Annotated in this window: 15 protein-coding genes and 1 pseudogene; 10 read left to right on the forward strand and 6 right to left on the reverse strand. The window is 69.3% G+C overall.

Features of this window, described 5'->3' with window-relative positions; all coding sequences use genetic code 11:
- Window positions 1-54: 54 nt before the first annotated feature.
- Entirely contained in the window at window positions 55-699 is a 645-nt protein-coding gene (locus OG206_RS30440; protein WP_327121780.1) for a dihydrofolate reductase family protein, read from the reverse strand.
- 376 nt (window positions 700-1,075) lie between these two features.
- Here OG206_RS30440 and OG206_RS30445 point away from each other — a divergent pair, with 376 nt between their 5' ends.
- Window positions 1,076-4,084 (forward strand): family 16 glycoside hydrolase, encoded by a 3,009-nt coding sequence (locus OG206_RS30445; protein ID WP_327121782.1) that lies wholly within the window; start codon window positions 1,076-1,078, stop codon window positions 4,082-4,084.
- Window positions 4,085-4,196: 112 nt separating this feature from the next.
- Here OG206_RS30445 and OG206_RS30450 read toward each other — a convergent pair whose 3' ends face one another.
- A complete protein-coding gene (locus OG206_RS30450; RefSeq protein ID WP_327121784.1) occupies window positions 4,197-4,976 on the reverse strand; it encodes a hypothetical protein in 780 nt (259 codons plus the stop codon).
- A 178-nt stretch (window positions 4,977-5,154) separates the two neighbouring features.
- Window positions 5,155-5,916, reverse strand: a complete 762-nt coding sequence (locus OG206_RS30455; protein WP_327121786.1) for a DeoR/GlpR family DNA-binding transcription regulator — start codon at window positions 5,914-5,916, stop codon at window positions 5,155-5,157.
- A gap of 209 nt (window positions 5,917-6,125) precedes the next feature.
- On the opposite strand from OG206_RS30455, the pseudogene OG206_RS30460 reads away from it, so the two are divergent.
- A pseudogene (locus OG206_RS30460) lies at window positions 6,126-6,793 on the forward strand (NUDIX domain-containing protein).
- A 195-nt stretch (window positions 6,794-6,988) separates the two neighbouring features.
- Here OG206_RS30460 and OG206_RS30465 read toward each other — a convergent pair.
- Complete coding sequence (locus tag OG206_RS30465) at window positions 6,989-7,816, reverse strand: aldo/keto reductase (RefSeq protein ID WP_327121788.1); 828 nt, start codon at window positions 7,814-7,816, stop codon at window positions 6,989-6,991.
- A 451-nt stretch (window positions 7,817-8,267) separates the two neighbouring features.
- Between OG206_RS30465 and OG206_RS30470 the strand changes: the two genes are divergently transcribed.
- The 6 genes from OG206_RS30470 to OG206_RS30495 all read left to right on the forward strand — a co-directional run bounded on the left by OG206_RS30470 (window position 8,268) and on the right by OG206_RS30495 (window position 12,440).
- The gene (locus OG206_RS30470; protein ID WP_327121790.1) at window positions 8,268-9,389 is read left to right on the forward strand and encodes an AI-2E family transporter; all 1,122 of its coding nucleotides are present in this window, start codon (window positions 8,268-8,270) and stop codon (window positions 9,387-9,389) included.
- A gap of 240 nt (window positions 9,390-9,629) precedes the next feature.
- Entirely contained in the window at window positions 9,630-9,944 is a 315-nt protein-coding gene (mihF, locus tag OG206_RS30475; RefSeq protein WP_327121792.1) for an integration host factor, actinobacterial type, read from the forward strand.
- Between the two features lie 682 nt (window positions 9,945-10,626).
- Window positions 10,627-10,980, forward strand: coding sequence for a PRC-barrel domain-containing protein (locus tag OG206_RS30480; RefSeq protein WP_327121794.1), 354 nt, complete (start codon window positions 10,627-10,629; stop codon window positions 10,978-10,980).
- 238 nt (window positions 10,981-11,218) lie between these two features.
- Complete coding sequence (locus tag OG206_RS30485) at window positions 11,219-11,701, forward strand: hypothetical protein (RefSeq protein WP_327121796.1); 483 nt, start codon at window positions 11,219-11,221, stop codon at window positions 11,699-11,701.
- Window positions 11,702-11,810: 109 nt separating this feature from the next.
- Window positions 11,811-12,014, forward strand: a complete 204-nt coding sequence (locus tag OG206_RS30490) for a hypothetical protein (protein ID WP_327121798.1) — start codon at window positions 11,811-11,813, stop codon at window positions 12,012-12,014.
- Window positions 12,015-12,161: 147 nt separating this feature from the next.
- On the forward strand, window positions 12,162-12,440 hold the full coding sequence (locus OG206_RS30495; RefSeq protein ID WP_327121800.1) for a hypothetical protein: 279 nt from the start codon (window positions 12,162-12,164) through the stop codon (window positions 12,438-12,440).
- 392 nt (window positions 12,441-12,832) lie between these two features.
- Here the strand turns inward: OG206_RS30495 and OG206_RS30500 are convergent, their stop codons facing one another.
- Window positions 12,833-14,155, reverse strand: coding sequence for a cation:proton antiporter domain-containing protein (locus OG206_RS30500; RefSeq protein WP_442805974.1), 1,323 nt, complete (start codon window positions 14,153-14,155; stop codon window positions 12,833-12,835).
- 290 nt (window positions 14,156-14,445) lie between these two features.
- Here OG206_RS30500 and OG206_RS30505 point away from each other — a divergent pair, with 290 nt between their 5' ends.
- Window positions 14,446-14,832, forward strand: coding sequence for a hypothetical protein (locus OG206_RS30505; protein WP_327121805.1), 387 nt, complete (start codon window positions 14,446-14,448; stop codon window positions 14,830-14,832).
- A gap of 130 nt (window positions 14,833-14,962) precedes the next feature.
- On the opposite strand, the gene OG206_RS30510 is transcribed toward OG206_RS30505, so the two are convergent.
- A complete protein-coding gene (locus tag OG206_RS30510; protein WP_327121807.1) occupies window positions 14,963-15,352 on the reverse strand; it encodes a DoxX family protein in 390 nt (129 codons plus the stop codon).
- Between the two features lie 234 nt (window positions 15,353-15,586).
- Between OG206_RS30510 and OG206_RS30515 the strand changes: the two genes are divergently transcribed.
- Window positions 15,587-16,090, forward strand: coding sequence for a metallophosphoesterase family protein (locus OG206_RS30515; protein WP_327121809.1), 504 nt, complete (start codon window positions 15,587-15,589; stop codon window positions 16,088-16,090).
- Window positions 16,091-16,181: the final 91 nt, after the last annotated feature.

Below are 16,181 nucleotides of genomic sequence, written 5' to 3' on the forward strand. Positions count from 1 at the left end.
AGGGGGCAGCCCCGGGAAGCGGAACCGCTGTCCGGGGCCGGTGCTGAGGAGTGACTACTTTCGCCAGAACAGGTGGTGCGTCACACCGCTCGGACTGGGGACGACGTCGAGGTGGAACCGGTCGAGCAGCTCATCGGGGGACTCCCAGAGCTTCACTCCGGACCCGAGCTTCACCGGCGAGACCGCGATGTGCATGGTGTCGACGAGGTCGGCGTCGAGGAACCGCCGGATGGTGGTGGCCCCGCCGCCGAGTCGGACGTCCTTGCCCTGCGCTGCCTCCCGGGCCTGTTCGAGGACTGCGGCGGGGTCACTGTCGACGAAGTGGAATGTGGTGTCGGAGAGTGTGAACGAAGGACGCTTGTGGTGGGTCATGACGAACACCGGGGTGCGGAAAGGCGGCTCGTCACCCCACCAGCCCTGCCAGTCGTAGTTCTGCCAGGGTCCGCGCTGGGGCCCGAACTTGTTGCGGCCCATGATCTCGGCGCCGATGTTGCGGGGGTAGTCCCGCGTGAGGTAGTCGTCCAGGCCCCGGCTCCCTCCGGGGTCGGTGCGCATGGGCCAGCTCGCCGTGGCGCCGGCCCAGGCGAACAGCTTCTCCGGTTCGACGTGACCGAACGGCCTCTCGAGGGTCTGGTCCTCACCGGCACCGATCCCGTCACTCGAGACATTGAAGTTCTGGACTCTCAGTAGCTGAGGCACATGTTCCTCCTGTGTTGTCTACAGCGATGGCGAGACTTGCGGGGGCGGGGAAACTCATCGCTGCGTCCGTGGCCGGCCCGAACCCGGCTGCCCAAGTTCCTGCCTGCGAGGTTTGCACATTCCGGGGTGCTCCGATGGCAGGGACCGCGACGCCGCCGCCACGGCCACCTCCACGGCCGCGTTCCGGGCCGGCGGTCGCCACGTACATGTCGGTTCGCGGCCAGAGGAGGGGCGTCGCCGAACTTTGAACTCACAGATGACAAAGTATGGACTTCTCCAGCGGAAGTCCCCTAGCGTGACGGCGCAACCACAGGCGTCATGCAATCTCGCGGATTCGTTCAGCCCGACCGGAGTGCCACCCCCTTCTGGAGGACCGATGCATCCACGGCTGTTCCAACGTGCCCGAACACAGCTCACCACTCTGCTCGTAGGAAGTTTTCTCGCAGGAGGCGTCTGGGCCGCCTCTCCGTCCGCGGCCGCACCCGACGAGATCCCGCCTCAGGAACCAGGCGTGACCCTGCGCGTCTTCGACACCCAGGTACCGCTCAGCAAGCTGTGCACGCTCAAGCCCGGCCAGACGCCCAACTACGACAAGCTGATGCCCGACGTGAACTGGTCGACGGTGGGCGACTTCGGTGGCTACGCCGACAACTTCGTTGCTGAGGCCTCTGGTTACCTCGTCATCCCCTCCGACGGTACGTACACCTTCCGCCTCACCAGTGACGACGGCTCGCGTCTCACGATCGACGACCAGGAGGTCATCGACCACGACGGTCTCCACGGTGCCGAGCCGAAGGACGGGTCCGTCCAACTCGAAGCAGGATCACACCCGTTCCGAGTCGACTACTTCGAGAGGGGCGGCGAGCAGCAGCTCACACTCGCCTGGAGGCCGCCGGGCAAGGATGACTTCGGTGTGATCCCGCGTGAGGCGCTCAGCACGGACGCCGGGGTCGTCCGGGTCACGGCGCCGGGACGCAAGGAATGCGAGTCGGGTGCAGACAGCCCCGGAGACGGCCTGCCGCTCACGGACGTCCGCCCCGACCTCGCCCTCACCGACCTGCGACCGGACGGTTTCGAACCGCAGGTCACCGGCATGGACTGGCTGCCGGACGGGCGCCTCGCGCTGTCCACCTGGGGCGGCTCCGAGGCCGTCAAGGGTGAGGTGTACCTCCTGGACCACGTCACGGGGGACACCAGTCGCGACAAGGTGACGGTGACAAAGGTCGCCGAGGGCCTGCGCGAGCCCATGGGCATCAAGTACGTCGACGGCTCGCTCTACGTCTCGCAGAAGCACGAACTGACGCAACTCGTCGACATCGACGGTGACTTGGTCACCGACTCCTACCGCACGGTGGCCACATGGCCATACGGCGGCAACTTCCACGAGTTCGCCTTCGGGCTGCTCTACCGCGACGGCTTCTTCTACGTGAACCTGTCGGTCGCGATCAACTACGGCGGCGCGACGACCACCCCGCAGCCGGCGCCGGGCCGGGGTACGACGTACAGGGTGAACAAGAAGACGGGCAAGATCAAGGCGGTGGCAGGCGGCCTGCGGACCCCGAACGGGATCGGCTGGGGCCCCGGCGACGACATCTTCACCACCGACAACCAGGGCGGCTGGCTGCCGGCTTCCAAGCTCGTGCACATCAAGCAGGACCGCTTCTTCAACCACTACACCGAGCCCTCGGGCCCATTCGACAACCGTGCCGTCAACCAGCCGGTGCTCTGGCTGCCGCAGAACGAGATCGGCAACTCCCCGAGCACACCTCTGCACCTGACGAAGGGGCGTTTCGCAGGGCAGATGCTCATCGGTGACGTCACCTACGGCGGACTGCAACGCGCATACCTGGAGAAGGTGAAGGGGGAGTACCAGGGCGCGGTGTTCCGCTACACCCAGGGCCTCGAGGCCGGTGTCAACCGCATCACCATGGGGCCCGACGGCGCGATCTACGCCGGCGGTCTCGGGGCCGACGGAAACTGGGGCCAGGAGGGGAAGCTGAAGTTCGGCCTGCAGAAGCTCACACCCAACGGGGGCAACACGTTCGACATCCAGGAGATGCGCGCCGTGCCCGGTGGCTTCGACCTGGAGTACACCCAGCCGCTGTCCGAGGCCACGGCCGCGGAGCTGGTGACCCGTTACAGGGCCGAGCAGTGGCGCTACACACCGACGGCCGACTACGGAGGCCCGAAGATCGCCGAGGAGCAGCTCGGCGTCACGTCGGCGACCCTCGCCGAGGACGGCCGTACCGTGCGCCTGCGGCTCGACGGGCTCAAGCCCGGCCGCGTCGTACACCTCCGCTCGCCGCGCCCCTTCGCCTCGGCCTCCGGCGAGACGCTCTGGAGCACGGAGGCGTGGTACACGCTGAACGCCCTGCCGGGGAAGCAGCCGCCGCCGGCCACCCTGTACGAGGCCGAGGAGGCCCGGCTGACCGGTACGGCCGGAGTCAACACCGACCACCCCGGCTTCTCGGGCAGTGGGTTCGTCGACCGCTACAACACGGAGAACAAGGGCGCCACGACCTTCGACGTCACCGTGCCCAAGGTCGGCGACTACGACGTGAACCTGCGCTACTCCAACGGTCCCAACCCCTACCAGGGCACCAAGTCGCTCTCCCTCTACGTCAACGGAAAGAAGCTGAAGCAGACGCGTCTCGCCTCGACCGGCACCTGGGACGCCTGGTCCACGCAGACCGAGCGGATCCGCCTGCACGCCGGGCCCAACACCCTCTCGTACCGCTTCGATCCCGGTGACGCGGGCCATGTGAACCTCGATCTGATCACTGTGCTCGCCCACGGGACCCCCGTCCCCCTCTTCGACGGCACCGCCGCCTCCCAGGAGCAGTGGCAGCACACGGACGGCCGGAACGTCGAGTGGCCCCTGGCCGCGGAGGGAGCCATGGAGGTGTGCTGCGGGGACATCCGCACCAAGGACGCCTATCAGGACTTCAGGCTGCACCTGGAGTTCCGGGTACCGCTGCTGCCGGACGACGTTACGGGTCAGAATCGCGGGAACAGCGGCATCTACCTGCAGGACCGCTACGAGTTGCAGATCCTCGACTCGTTCGGTGACACCACCCTCGACACGAACGAGGCGGGGGCCATCTACCAGAAGAAGGCTCCGGACATCAACGCGGCCACCGCACCGGAGACATGGCAGAAGTACGACGTCACGTTCCGCGCTGCCCGCTTCGACGACAACGGCCTCAAGACCGCCGACGCGCGAGTCACGGTCGTGTGGAACGGCACGAAGGTCCACGACGACATCGCGATCGACGGACCGACCGGTGCCGGCATCGCCGAAGGGGCCTCGGCCGGAGCGATCCGGCTCCAGGACCACGGGAACAAGGTGCGATTCCGCAACATCCGCATCGAGCCGCTCGGCTGAGGATCCGGCGCGACCACCGACGCGGGGCACCTGCCAAGGCAGGTGCCCCGCACCGGTCTGCCCGCCTTCACCGCCGGTGGGCCCGAGCGGGCCACCGTGGTCCCGGTCGACGTCAGCCCGGCGAAGCCTCCGCCGCACTCCATGCGGACGACAGACCCGTCAGCCACGCAGGCGGCAGCTCGGCGTGCTCCCACTCCGCCCGCAACGCGGACGGCGTGACGGTGAGGCGCTCCAGCACGGCGATGCTCGTGGGGGAGTGGAGGAGGGAGTAGCGACCGTGAAGGGCGATGTGACTGCTCGGCCCGTACCGGGCGTACAACCTGGCCAGCCGCTCCCGCTCGGCCTGGGCGAACCGCTCCAACTGTCCGGCGTATCCCACGCGGCCCACGACACTCATGGTGCCGAGCACCGCGGTGAGCACTTCGTCCGACACTTCGGGGTCGAGGTCCGAGCTGCCGCTGAAGGTGAGATAGACCGGTGTCACGGCAACCTTCGCGCGCTCCACGTCCACTTTCCCGACGGGGTGGTGGCCTCGCGACGTGTTCTCCTCGGTCCCGGACGCAGCCGGGCCGATGGCACGTTCCAGGGCCCGTCCGGCGGCACCGACGAGCACGTCGCCGGCGGCACGGGCGCCGTCGTTCCATCCCATGCCGTACGGTTGCCCGCTGTCGCCCGGGGCGCCGCCGGCCTTGCCGAGTTCGCCGGCGGCGTCCGCGATCGCCCCGGCCTGCACGAGCGCGATGAGCTCCTCGGCCTCACTCCGGGGGACGCCCGCACGGCCCAGGAGCTCGAAGAGGGTCTCCTTCGCATTCATGACGCTGGCGGAGTCCAGCGGGTACCGGCCCGCTTCGGCGGTGTCGATCGTGTCCTCCTCGTCTGCCCGGCCTGCCACCGGTGCGATGCGTAGCGCCTGTGCCGCACCGTCCGCGCTTCGGCCGTGCGACGCTTCACGGGCGACGGACGCCGCCCCTGTTCCCAAGTCTCCACGACTCGCCGGTCGAAGCGGAGCCCGGACACGACGCCCGGGGCCATCAGCCGCGGCGGTACGGCGCCGGCCGGCCGTCCGTGGGTCAGGGGCGGGTGCCGAGGATCTCCACGCCGAGTGCCGCGAGTTCCCCGATCGACGCGTCGTGCGGGCCGGCGTCGGTGATGAGCCCGCTGATCTCCTCCCAGGGCAGCACCCGGTAGCGCGAGGCCGTTCCGATCTTCTCGGAGGAGGCGAGGATGTAGGTGTCCGCCGCACGGGAGGCCAGAGCGCGCTTCATCGCCGCCTCCTCGGAATCGCCCGTGGTCAGTCCCGCCTCGTGGTGCACGCCGGTCACGCCGAGCAGACAGAGGTCGGCGGAGACGTATTGGGCGGCCTCGACCGCGGTCGCGCCGCAGGTCACCGCCGAGTGCTTGAAGACGCGCCCGCCGAGCAGGAACAGCTCCGCGTGCGGATGGTCGAGCAGGGCTGCGGCGATCGTCGGACTGTGGGTGATCACGGTGCAGGCGAGATCCTGCGGAAGCGCCCGCGCGACGGCCAGGGCGGTGGTGCCCCCGTCGAGGATCAGGGCGTCGCCCGGCCGGACCAGGCCGGCGGCCACGGAAGCGACCTTTCGCTTCCCGTCGGGGGACACGCCCAGACGTGAGGAATGGTCGACCACGGCGGGCGAGACCGGAAGCGCGCCGCCGTAGACCCGTTGGCACAGTCCGTCGGCCGCGAGATCACGGAGGTCGCGCCGCACGCTGTCCTCGGAGATCCCCAGTTCGGCGGCCACAGCCTTGGCGACGATCTTTCCTTCGCGGGAGAGCAGGCCGAGCAGGTGGGCGCGTCGTTCAGCAGCCAACATCTGTGTTCTCTCCTGTTCATGCGCGTTTCTGCATGTATCCTAGCGTCCCGCGACCTTGACATCCGCGCACACCCCGATCACCGGTCCGAGGATGCGGTGGGGGTTGCGGTCGTGATCCGGCCGGTGCGGGCCCCGCCCGACGCCGGCGTGTCAGGACGTCGCGGCTCCACGTCGCACCTCGTACCCGTACCCCGACCGCAGGAGACCGTGTGAGCAGCCCCGGCACAGACACCCCCGACCACCGTGGCCGCACCGGTCTCGATCGCGCGGGACGGGATCTGCGGCGCAACCCGGACGTGGTGATCCGCGATGTCGAGCTCACGTCCCAGGGGTGGCACGTCCTGCGCCGCACGACCTTCGACTACCGGCGCCGTGACGGGCGCTGGGCCACCCAGCAGCGCGAGACGTACGACCGCGGCAACGGCGTAGTCGTCCTGCCCTACGACACCGAACGCCAATGCGTCCTGCTCACCCGCCAGTTCCGCTACCCCGCCTACGTCAACGGCCACCCCGACGGCATGCTCGTCGAAGCCGCCGCGGGGCTGCTCGACGCGGACGATCCGATCACCGCCGTCAGGCGCGAGGGCGCGGAGGAGCTCGGTGTCACGCTCGGCCGGCTCACCCACGTCCTCGACGCCTTCATGAGCCTCGGTTCGGTCACCGAGTGCCTGCACTACTTCGCCGCCCCTACACCGCGGCGGACAGAGTCGGAACCGGCGGAGGGCTGGAGGAGGAGGGTGAGGACATCGAGGTCCTCGAGCTTCCCTTCGCGGAAGCACTCGCCATGACCCGCGACGGGCGCATCACGGACGGCAAGACCATCCTGCTCCTGCAATGGGCCGCCCTGGACGGGCCGTTCGCGCCCGCGACCGGATGACGGGAGGCGTGCGGAGCCGACGGCAGCGCGGCCATGTCCCGGGTTTCCGGCCGGAAGGGCCGCGCTGTCGGGGCGGGTGGCACGGGGCTGCCGCCCGCCGACCGCTGGGCGGAGCTGTGCGACAGCCCGACGACCGCGCGAGTGCGGTCGTGTGCGCGCAAGCCGGTCGCGCCCCGCGGACGGCCCCGGCGGGCGTCAGCCGTTGAACGTGTCCGGGTCGAAACCGGTGCGCTCGTCACGGTTGAGGGCGGAGATCTCGCCGACATCCGCGTCGGTGAGTTCGAAGTCGAAGAGAGCGAAGTTCTCCTCGATCCGCTTCTGCGTCGATGACTTGGGGAAGACGATGTCGCCGCGCTGCAGGTGCCAGCGCAGGGTCACCTGAGCCGTCGACCTGCCCACGCGCTCCGCGATGCGGGTGATGGCCGGGTCGTCCAGCACCTTGCCCTGCGCGATGGGCGACCACGCCTCGGTGGCGATGCCGTGCTCGGTGCCGAAGGAGCGGACGGTGTCCTGGGTGAGGTAGGGGTGAACCTCGATCTGGTTCACCGCAGGGACCACCGTGCTGCTCTCCATCAGCCGACGCAGGTGGTGCGGCTGGAAGTTGGAGACGCCGATCGCCTTGACCCGTCCGGAGCGGTAGATCTCCTCCATGGCGTGCCAGGTCTCCACGAAGTCCCCGACACCCGGCAGGGGCCAGTGGATGAGGAAGAGGTCCAGATAGTCGAGCCCGAGCTCTTCCATCGTGCCCTCGAACGCACCCAGAGCGGCATCGTGCGCGTGGGCACCATTGTTCAGTTTGCTGGTCACGAAGACGTCGGCCCGCTCCAGTCCGGAGTCACGGACCGCCTGGCCCACCCCCTTCTCGTTGCCGTACATCTCCGCGGTGTCGATGTGCCGGTAGCCGGCTCTGATGGCTGCCAGGGTCGTCTCGCGGGTCTCCTCCGGCGGGATCTGGAAGGTCCCGAAGCCGAGCTGCGGGATCTTCACACCGTTGTTGAGCGTCACGTCGGGTACTGAGGACACGGTGGCTCCTTGCTGTTCTGTGCCTGGGAGGCGGTGAGCTGAGCTGGTCCGGGAGGGTGCCGTCGGCCGAGGACGGATCCACCGGGAGTGCGCGAGTTGCCGTCGGCGAGGGGGATCGCCTCAATCCCGACCCCGGTGGATCATGCGTTCCGTCCTTCTCGCGTCGTACCCGAACAAGCAGGTGGAAAACGGGCTGTAGGTATCTATATCAGCAACTTTCGTTTACGGTGCGTTACGTAGAGGGGAGCTCTCCCGGCGCCCGTGCAGTCGCTGTTCAACGACTCCGGCCCGCGAGGGCCTGAGGCCGCCGTCCGCCCCGAGCGCGGCCTGGGGGCGCGTCGTTGTCGCGTCCGGCTTCCAAGGGCCCCGAGTGGGTGGTGTCCGAGTCCGCACCAACCCCCCGATCCGGGCCGGGTCCGAAGAGGTGCGCCGGGCGAATAGGGTGACTCGCATGTCTGTCACGTTGAGCTCCACCAAGACCCGAGCGGCTCTCCGCGTCTCAGCGCGAATCTCCGGCGAAATGCTGGTGGTCCTTGTCATGGCCGCGGCGGTGGTGTGGCTGCTCGGCCGTATGTGGTCGGTCGTCTGGCCGCTGATAGTCGGCCTGTTGCTGACCACACTGACATGGCCGATCACGCGCCACCTGCGTCGGCGCGGGTGGCCTCCGGCTCTGGCTGCCTCCGTCGTGACGGTGGTGTTCCTCCTGGTGGCCGTCGGGGTCGCGGCGCTCATCGCGGTGCCGGTGGCCTCGCAGTCCGGTGAACTCGCCGACGGCGTGGTCGAAGGCATCCAACGGCTGAGGGAGTGGGCCTCCGGGCCGCCGCTGAACATCGGTGACGATCAGATCACCGGCGCGTTCGATTCGGCGACCAGCCGCATCCAGGACAGCATCGGCAGCATGGTCACCACCGTCGTCACCGGAGTGAGCACCGTGGTCAACGGTGTGGTGACAGCCGTCCTGGCGGTCTTCCTGATGTTCTTCATGCTCAAGGACGGCCCCCGCTTCCTGCCCTGGCTCGCCCGTCAACTGCCCGGGCGGCTCGCCACGGACGTGCCGACCGTCGCGGCACGCGGCTGGGCGACCCTGGGCGAATTCGTACGCTCCCAGGCATACGTCGGTCTGCTCGACGCGGTCCTCATCGGCCTCGGCCTGTGGATCGTCGGAGTGCCGCTCGTGCTCCCCCTGGCGGTGCTGACCTTCGTCTCCGCGTTCGTGCCGATCGTGGGCGCACTGTTCGCGGGCTTCGTCGCCGTTCTGATCGCCCTCGTGTCGAACGGACTGACCGACGCGCTGATCGTCCTGGCGATCATCGTGGTGGTGCAACAGCTGGAGGGCAACGTGTTCCAGCCCATGATCCAGAGCCGGGGACTCGGCCTGCACGCCGCGGTGGTCCTGCTGGCGGTGACGTTGGGCGGAAGCCTCGCCGGCATCGTGGGCAGCCTGCTCGCGGTGCCCGTCGCCGCACTGATCGCCGTGGTCTGGAACTACCTCCGCGAGCAGCTCAGCGTGCCGACGCAGGACCCAACGCAGGACCCGGAAGCCCACGCGTCACCGGTCGGCTCCTCGTCGTAGGGTGCGCGACCGCTGAGGTGCGTTCCGGACTCCACGGGCTGCCGGACCGCGGACGGGTCGCGGTGGGTTGCCCAGGGATCGGATTGCCCAGGGATCGTGACAGCGGCGGCCACGCTTCGGGGGAGAGCCGACACGGAGTCATACCGGGGCCCCACACGGGCACTAGCAGAGGCACCAGGTCCGACGGTGCGACGCGACGAGGCGTCGTGGCCGACCCGACAGGAAGAGGGGAACCACGCCGTGACTCTGCCCCATCTGACAGCCGAAGCCCGCAGCAGCGCACTGAAGAGGGCCATAGCCGTACGCCAGGAGCGTGCCGAGCTGCTGGCCGATCTCAAGGCGGGCAGGATCTCCCTGCATGACGTGTTCAGACGCAGCGACCCGGTCGTGGCCAGGACATCCGTCCGACGCCTTCTGGAGTCGCTTCCCCGCATCGGCAAGATTCGGGCAGGTCAGATCCTCCGTGAGTACGGAATCTCCGAGACGCGCCGCGTCCGGGGTCTCGGTGCGCACCAGAAGCACCGCCTTCTCACGTTGTTTCCGGATCAGGGCTGACCGGCGCGCCGACGGGGACGCCGGGCGACACCGGTGGCGTGGCGGGCGCGCTGCCGTACCCCGGGCGGCCGTCGGGGCGAGTGCGCCGGCGCGGACGTGAACCGCCGGCACACCGGGGGAGACCGAGCGGGTGACCCTCCGTCCCCGCCCATTCGCTCGACGAGTTTCCGACCCACGTGCCACGAGAGAACATCTGCTCCGCAGACGCTGTGGGTCGTCGGGCGAAAGGGAGAACAGGGACCGGGCGTCAAGGCGCCGGGTGGTGAGGAATCCGGCCGGATCGGACTGCGGGGGAGACGGGGGAGAGACCGCTGCCACCGCGGGTGGACCGCGCCCGAACAGCACCGCCGGCACTTGGGTGGGCCGCGACGAACATGGTCGCGGCCCACCCAACTGCGTCAGCCGCTCGGCGGCTTCATCGGCCTTGGTGCAGGGAATCCGCACGGTGCAGGCGATAGTGGACGTATTCCTGGGCACGCGGGACATGGGACCGGCCGCCGTCTTCGAGAATGTGTGTGCTGACGGCGTCAGTTCGGGCGGAATATTTTTCTGCGTGCAATGTGTGAGGCCCCGAACCGAGGGCACGCGGTGTCCTGAGAGCGAATCGCCGGAAATCTTCCGGTCGTTCGTCCCGATTCCACCGACGAATCGGTGGGCCGCGCATTCCGATAAGGAGCATCTTATGACTGACAACATCTGGGGCTACCAGCCGACCTCCGGCCACACTGCGGGCAATGACCTGATCGGCTACAAGGTCGAAGCCACCGACGGCACCATCGGCAAGGTCGACAAGCATTCCGACGAGGTCAACTCCGCCTACCTGGTGGTCGACACCGGCGTCTGGATCTTCGGGAAGCACGTACTGCTCCCCGCGGGCACCGTGCGTACCGTGGATCAGGCCGAGCGGAAGGTCTTCGTCGACCTCACCAAGGAGCAGATCAAGGGCTCACCCGAATTCGACAAGGACAAGCATGTCGGCGACGCCGGATACCACGACCAGGTCGGCGGCTACTACACGAGCCACCGCCGCGTCTGACCGCACAGCGATACCCCGCCGAAAGGGGCCGGCCGAAGAGAATTAGGTCGGCCCCTTTCGGTTTCCTGTCGCATTTTGAGGTAACCCGCCCCGTGGCCCTGAGCGGGGGCAGGTTACCCAGGGAGGGAATCCTCGATGAAGGCGAAGAACGCGATCGTCATTGCCGCGGCGATGTGTGTGGGCGCGGCAGCCAGTAGTCGACTTCCGGGTCGACCGGCAGGGCCACTGCACAGGGTCGTTGGCGGGCCGCCACACCCAGGCGGCCATCGTTCGGGCCGGGCGCGATCTCTACGTGAAGGGTGACCGCGCCTTCTGGGCGAACTCCCTGCAGGGCCGTCCGGGCACGTACAGCATCATTCGTGAGCTGCAGGGGAAACGGGTGAGGTCACAGGCGGGGCGAGCCGGCAGCCAGGGCATGTGCGACAAGCGGTCGTTCCTCGCCGCCCTGGACAGTGACACGACCGAACGCACAGGCATGACCAGGGGCGCGATGACCACGATCGGCGGTAAGAGGGCCCTGGCGCTGGAGAAGAAGCAGCCCGGCGGTGAGAAGGTCACCCTGTACGTGGCCACGGACGGCGAGCCGTACGTCCTCAAGACGGTCACCGGGGGCGGAGAGGAGCCGGGGAAGGCCCTGTTCAGCGACTACAGCACACAGGTCGAGGCCCAGGAGCCGGCCGCTGACGAGATCGTCGACCCGGCGGTCCTTGAGCAAGGGTGACGTCGATGCGGGCCGATGCCTTCGCCGCGTTTCGGTCGGCGGGACCCGGGCACGCGGCCCTCATGGACAAAAGCGAAGAGCTTGTGGAGACCCGCGGCAATGAGCACACGTGGTTCTGGCCGCCGACGCCAACGGCGACGGCAAGCCCGACGTCTGGATGACGGACACCACCGGTGACGGCAAGGCCGATCTGTATCAGTTCGACACCACTGGTGACGGCGAGGTCGATGTCACCATGGTCGAGCGTTCCGCCGAGGCAGGCGAGGACCGTGTCGTGGTGGAGGGTGACGGCGGCCACCCTGTGGGCGGCTGAGCACGATCTTTGTTCGACCGCCTTCGTCACCGGTGTCCGGGGCTCCCCGAGAGTCCCGGACACTTCTGTGTCCGCCGCCCGGCACGAAAGTCCGGGATGATTCACAACTCCGTGTCTGTGTCATGGCGTTCAGGGTAGAAGGCGCGCATGGCATCAATGAAGCGTGTGGCCCTCGCCCCCCGTATGCTGCGGCAGTTGCGGCGCGTGCGCTCCGTCTACCTGGTGGGTGCCCTGCTCTCGCTGCTGGGTCTGCTGACTCAGGGGCGGGCCGGAGCAGCGAGCGGCAGGCAGCTGGAGATCGCGGGGTTGCTCCTGGTGGTGTTCACCGTGCTGCTCGGGGTGACTCTGGTGCAGCTCCGGCGACACCGGCGCAGGGCGCAGTGCAGCACCGCGCAGAAGCTGACACCGACCGCTCTGCGGAGCTGACAGCGCTCGTTCCGCTGAGCCGCCGCTCGCACTGCGAAGGGGGACCGGGCCGGCGCTCCTCCCACTGCGGTGGGACGTGGCGCCCGGACGCGGCTCCGGTGAACGGCAGTACGCGAGCAGTCGCGTCACGGCGTGTGCCGGTCGGTCTGCCCGCCACCGGAGCCCAAGATCGTCTTGCTGGCCCGTAGCCCGTAGCCCGTAGCCCGTAGCCCGCAGCCCGCAGCGCGTGGAAGCCGTAGCCGTAGCGACAGCCGCAGAGCCTGATGCCGAGCCCCACACGTCCGAGGAGACGGTGGGGCGCTTCTCGTGTCGGAGAGGACAGGTGCCCCGAGGATGGGTGCCCCGTCCCGCATCGCACGCGCAGCACCCCCGGCACCTCGACCCCCGCGTCCTCAGACGCGCTCCCTGGGCGCACCGTCGCCCCGGTCGAGGCGTTCGGCCGCCCGGTCGGCGAGCCCGTCACCCTTCCGCCCGTTCTTCCTGTCCAGCCGAGCGGTGACCGGTGAGGCAGCGGCTCCGTGGAGCACGACGGAGACCAGCACGGTGAAGACCACGACGGCCCACATCTCGTCCTCGTAGCTGCCGAAGTTCCCGCGGGCACAGGCATAGGCGAGGTAGAAGAACGAACCGATGCCCCGAATCCCGAAGAACGCCGTCACCAGACGCTCCTTGCGGGCCCCCGCTCCTCGCAACAGCGCGAGCCATGCGGTCAGCGGCCGGATCAGGAGGTGAAGCATCAGCCCCGTCGCGGCACCCTGCCAGGTGAGGTGGGTCAGGGCGCCCGTCGCGATGAAGGCTCCCGTCGCGAAGAGGAGCACCGCCATGAGCAGCCGCTCTATCTGCTCGATGAACTCGTGGAGGACCTGGTGGTAGTCGTGGCCCCGCTCGCACCTGCGCAGGGTGCATGCGGCGGCGAAGACCGCGAGGAAGCCGTAACCGTGGAGCGATTCGGCGAGGCCGTACGAGGTGAGGGTCGCCGCCAGCGCCACGAAGCCCTCACCGTGCTCGGCGAGCCGGAGCGGTGCCGCGCCGGCATGGAAGAGGACGCGTCCGAGGAGCAGTCCTGTACCCATTCCGACGACCACGCCCACCACGAGTCGTACGAGCACGTCGCTCCAGGCCCAGTGCACGATCCAGTCCGTCGACCAGGCCTGGCCCGAGGCGCCCAGTGCGAGCGCGGCGAGGACGAACGGGAAGGCGAGCCCGTCATTGAGCCCCGCCTCGCTCGTGAGCGCGAAGCGCACCTCGTCCTCGTCGTACTCCGCATCGGTCGGCTCACCCACGCGCACCTCGGAGGCGAGCACGGGGTCCGTCGGTGCCAGCACCGCCGCCACGAGGAGGGCGACGTAGGGCGGCCAGTCCAGCAACCACCAGGCGGCGAGGGCGGTGGCGGCGATGGTGAGCGGCATCGCGATGCCGAGCAGACGCCAGGTGGTGGCCCAGGGCCGTCGGCCGAAAGGACGGTTGATGGCGAGCCCCGCGCCCATCAGGGAGGCGATGACGCAGAGTTCGGTCAGGTGCTCCACCCAGACCCCGTGTGTCGTCGGGTCGACCTGTGGCAGTGGCAGCGACAGTGGCAGCGCGTAGACGAGCACACCGGACGCCAGGAACACCATCGGTGGGGAGACGGGCCGGCGCGACAGCAGCCGAGGGAGCACTGCCGCGAGGAGCGCCCCCAGGCCGAGGCACCCGTACACAGCGCCGGTGGTAGTGATGGCCACGCCGGCCACTCCCTTCTCCTGATCCGATTGCTCTGCGCCGTCTACCCCCTTCGCGTGCCCGTAGCGAGAATGCGGGGCAGTGATGCCGCGGCCCGGAACGAACGGAGGCCGGGTGCGCGTGAGTCCGCCTCGGCGATGCGGGGCGCCGCGCCCCGGCACGCAGGTGACGGCCCGGCAACTGTGCGTCGGAGAAGGGGATACGGGGTCGCCTCCAGACGCAGACGGTGGTTGCGCTTCACTGTGACCTTCCGTTGACACCCGAGGATCTTGGAGGTGGCCCCGCAGTGAAATCATGGGTCTCGCGTGCCGCGTTGGCAGGAGGCGCGGCGTTTGCGCTGGTGATGGGAACATCCGGTTCTGCCAGTGCGGCCGACACCACGCTGTTCCTGTCCGACATCGACGGCCATTCGCTCGGCACGATGACGCACCTGGACCCGGACCCCGACACTTTCAGGGTCTGCGACACGCGCGCCGACGGGCACGGCGTGACAGGGAAGCTGTACATCTACATCGGCGGCTGGCAGCTCAGGGAGACGAAGGCGGACGGCGGTGACGCCGGTTGCGGGTACTTCGACTACAACGTCGTCCCCTACACGGCCAAGTACCTGATGAAGATCTGCTGGAACGGTCCCGGAGAAATCTGCGCCAAGAGGGAATTCACCGAGGACTGACCGCTCCGGCGTACCGCTCGTCCCGGGCATGTGAAGCTCGATCGGGCTTTCGGGTGCCCGGGACCGGCCGGCCGCGGGGCATGCGCTGCGGCCGGCCGCGCGCATCTCTCGGGCCGCCTCCCCCGACGAGCTACTGTTCGGCTGCGGAGCGACCGGCTGCGCGGGCCCACAGGAACAGGGGGACCTGCAGGGGCAGCCTGCCGAGGGCGAGCGCGCGGGCTGGTGCCGGGCGGTCGCGCCAGTCGTACGCCATCTGCACGTTGGCCGGGAAGACGCCGACCAGGAGGAGCGCCGTCGCCCGGGCGCTGAGCCTCCGGGTGCGGGGCACGGCGAGTCCCGCCGCGAGCGCAAGCTCCACGACGCCGCTGGCCCTGGTCCAGACCCTGGGGCTGCCTGGGAGGGCTCGCGGCACGATCGCGTCGAAGGGTCGCGGGACGGCGAAGTGCGCGACCCCGGCCGCGGCGAGGACGCCGGCGAGCAGGAGAGGGGAACCGGGGGTGCGGCGGACGACGCGTGCCATGGGGGCTCCTGGTGCTGGGTCGGCGGTCCGGGCCACAAAGGTTACCCCGCGGTAAGGAGCGCTCGGGCCGGCAATGGTGCCCCGTCTCCGTGCCGCCCTGTGCCCGACTTCAGGGCAGGGGGCGGCGTTACGGCGCACGCGGCCCGGCGAGGCGGAGGCGGCGCGACGCCGAAGTGCGTGCCACGATGGCCCGCACCCCCTCAAGAGCCGAGCCGAAGGAACGGGAGTGCCACTGTGCGGCTGCTGCTGACCTCGGACACGCACGTACCCAAGCGGGCCAGGCAGCTGCCCGCCGCTCTGCTGGAGGCGGTCGACGCGGCCGATGTCGTCGTCCACGCCGGTGACTGGGTCGACGTGGCCACCCTGGATCAGTTCGAGGCGCGTGCGCGGCGCCTCGTGGGCGTCTTCGGCAACAACGACGGAGCGGAGCTGCGCGCCAGGCTCGACGAGATCGCACTCGTCGAGCTCGCAGGGATCCGCCTGGGTGTCGTGCACGAGACGGGTGCGTCGCGGGGGAGGGAGCAGCGGTGCGCCGCCCGTTTCCCCGATCTCGACGTCCTGGTGTTCGGTCACAGCCACATTCCGTGGGACACCGTCGCTCCCGGCGGGCTGCGCTTGCTCAACCCCGGCTCACCGACCGACCGGCGGAGGCAGCCCCACCGCACGTACATGACCGCCGAGGTATCGGGCGGACAGCTCGTCGGCGTACGTCTGCACCGCCTTCCCCACCCGGGCTGACCGCCCGGGGGCTGTCCGGGCTCCGGTCGCGCGACATGCCCATCGTGCCATCGTGGCCTGCTGCCCGGGCGGTCCCCGGGGTTGGTCACCG

Origin of the sequence: Streptomyces sp. NBC_01341, assembly GCF_035946055.1 — a bacterium.
Classification (GTDB): Bacteria; Actinomycetota; Actinomycetes; order Streptomycetales; family Streptomycetaceae; genus Streptomyces.

What these genes read in the sequence shown, in the direction of transcription:
- OG206_RS30445 (WP_327121782.1), top strand. Translation starts at nt 1,076, where the DNA reads ATGCATCCACGGCTGTTCCAACGTGCCCGAACACAGCTCACCACTCTG.
- OG206_RS30455 (WP_327121786.1), bottom strand. Translation starts at nt 5,916, where the DNA reads ATGTTGGCTGCTGAACGACGCGCCCACCTGCTCGGCCTGCTCTCCCGC.
- OG206_RS30470 (WP_327121790.1), top strand. Translation starts at nt 8,268, where the DNA reads ATGTCTGTCACGTTGAGCTCCACCAAGACCCGAGCGGCTCTCCGCGTC.
- OG206_RS30480 (WP_327121794.1), top strand. Translation starts at nt 10,627, where the DNA reads ATGACTGACAACATCTGGGGCTACCAGCCGACCTCCGGCCACACTGCG.
- OG206_RS30495 (WP_327121800.1), top strand. Translation starts at nt 12,162, where the DNA reads ATGGCATCAATGAAGCGTGTGGCCCTCGCCCCCCGTATGCTGCGGCAG.
- OG206_RS30510 (WP_327121807.1), bottom strand. Translation starts at nt 15,352, where the DNA reads ATGGCACGCGTCGTCCGCCGCACCCCCGGTTCCCCTCTCCTGCTCGCC.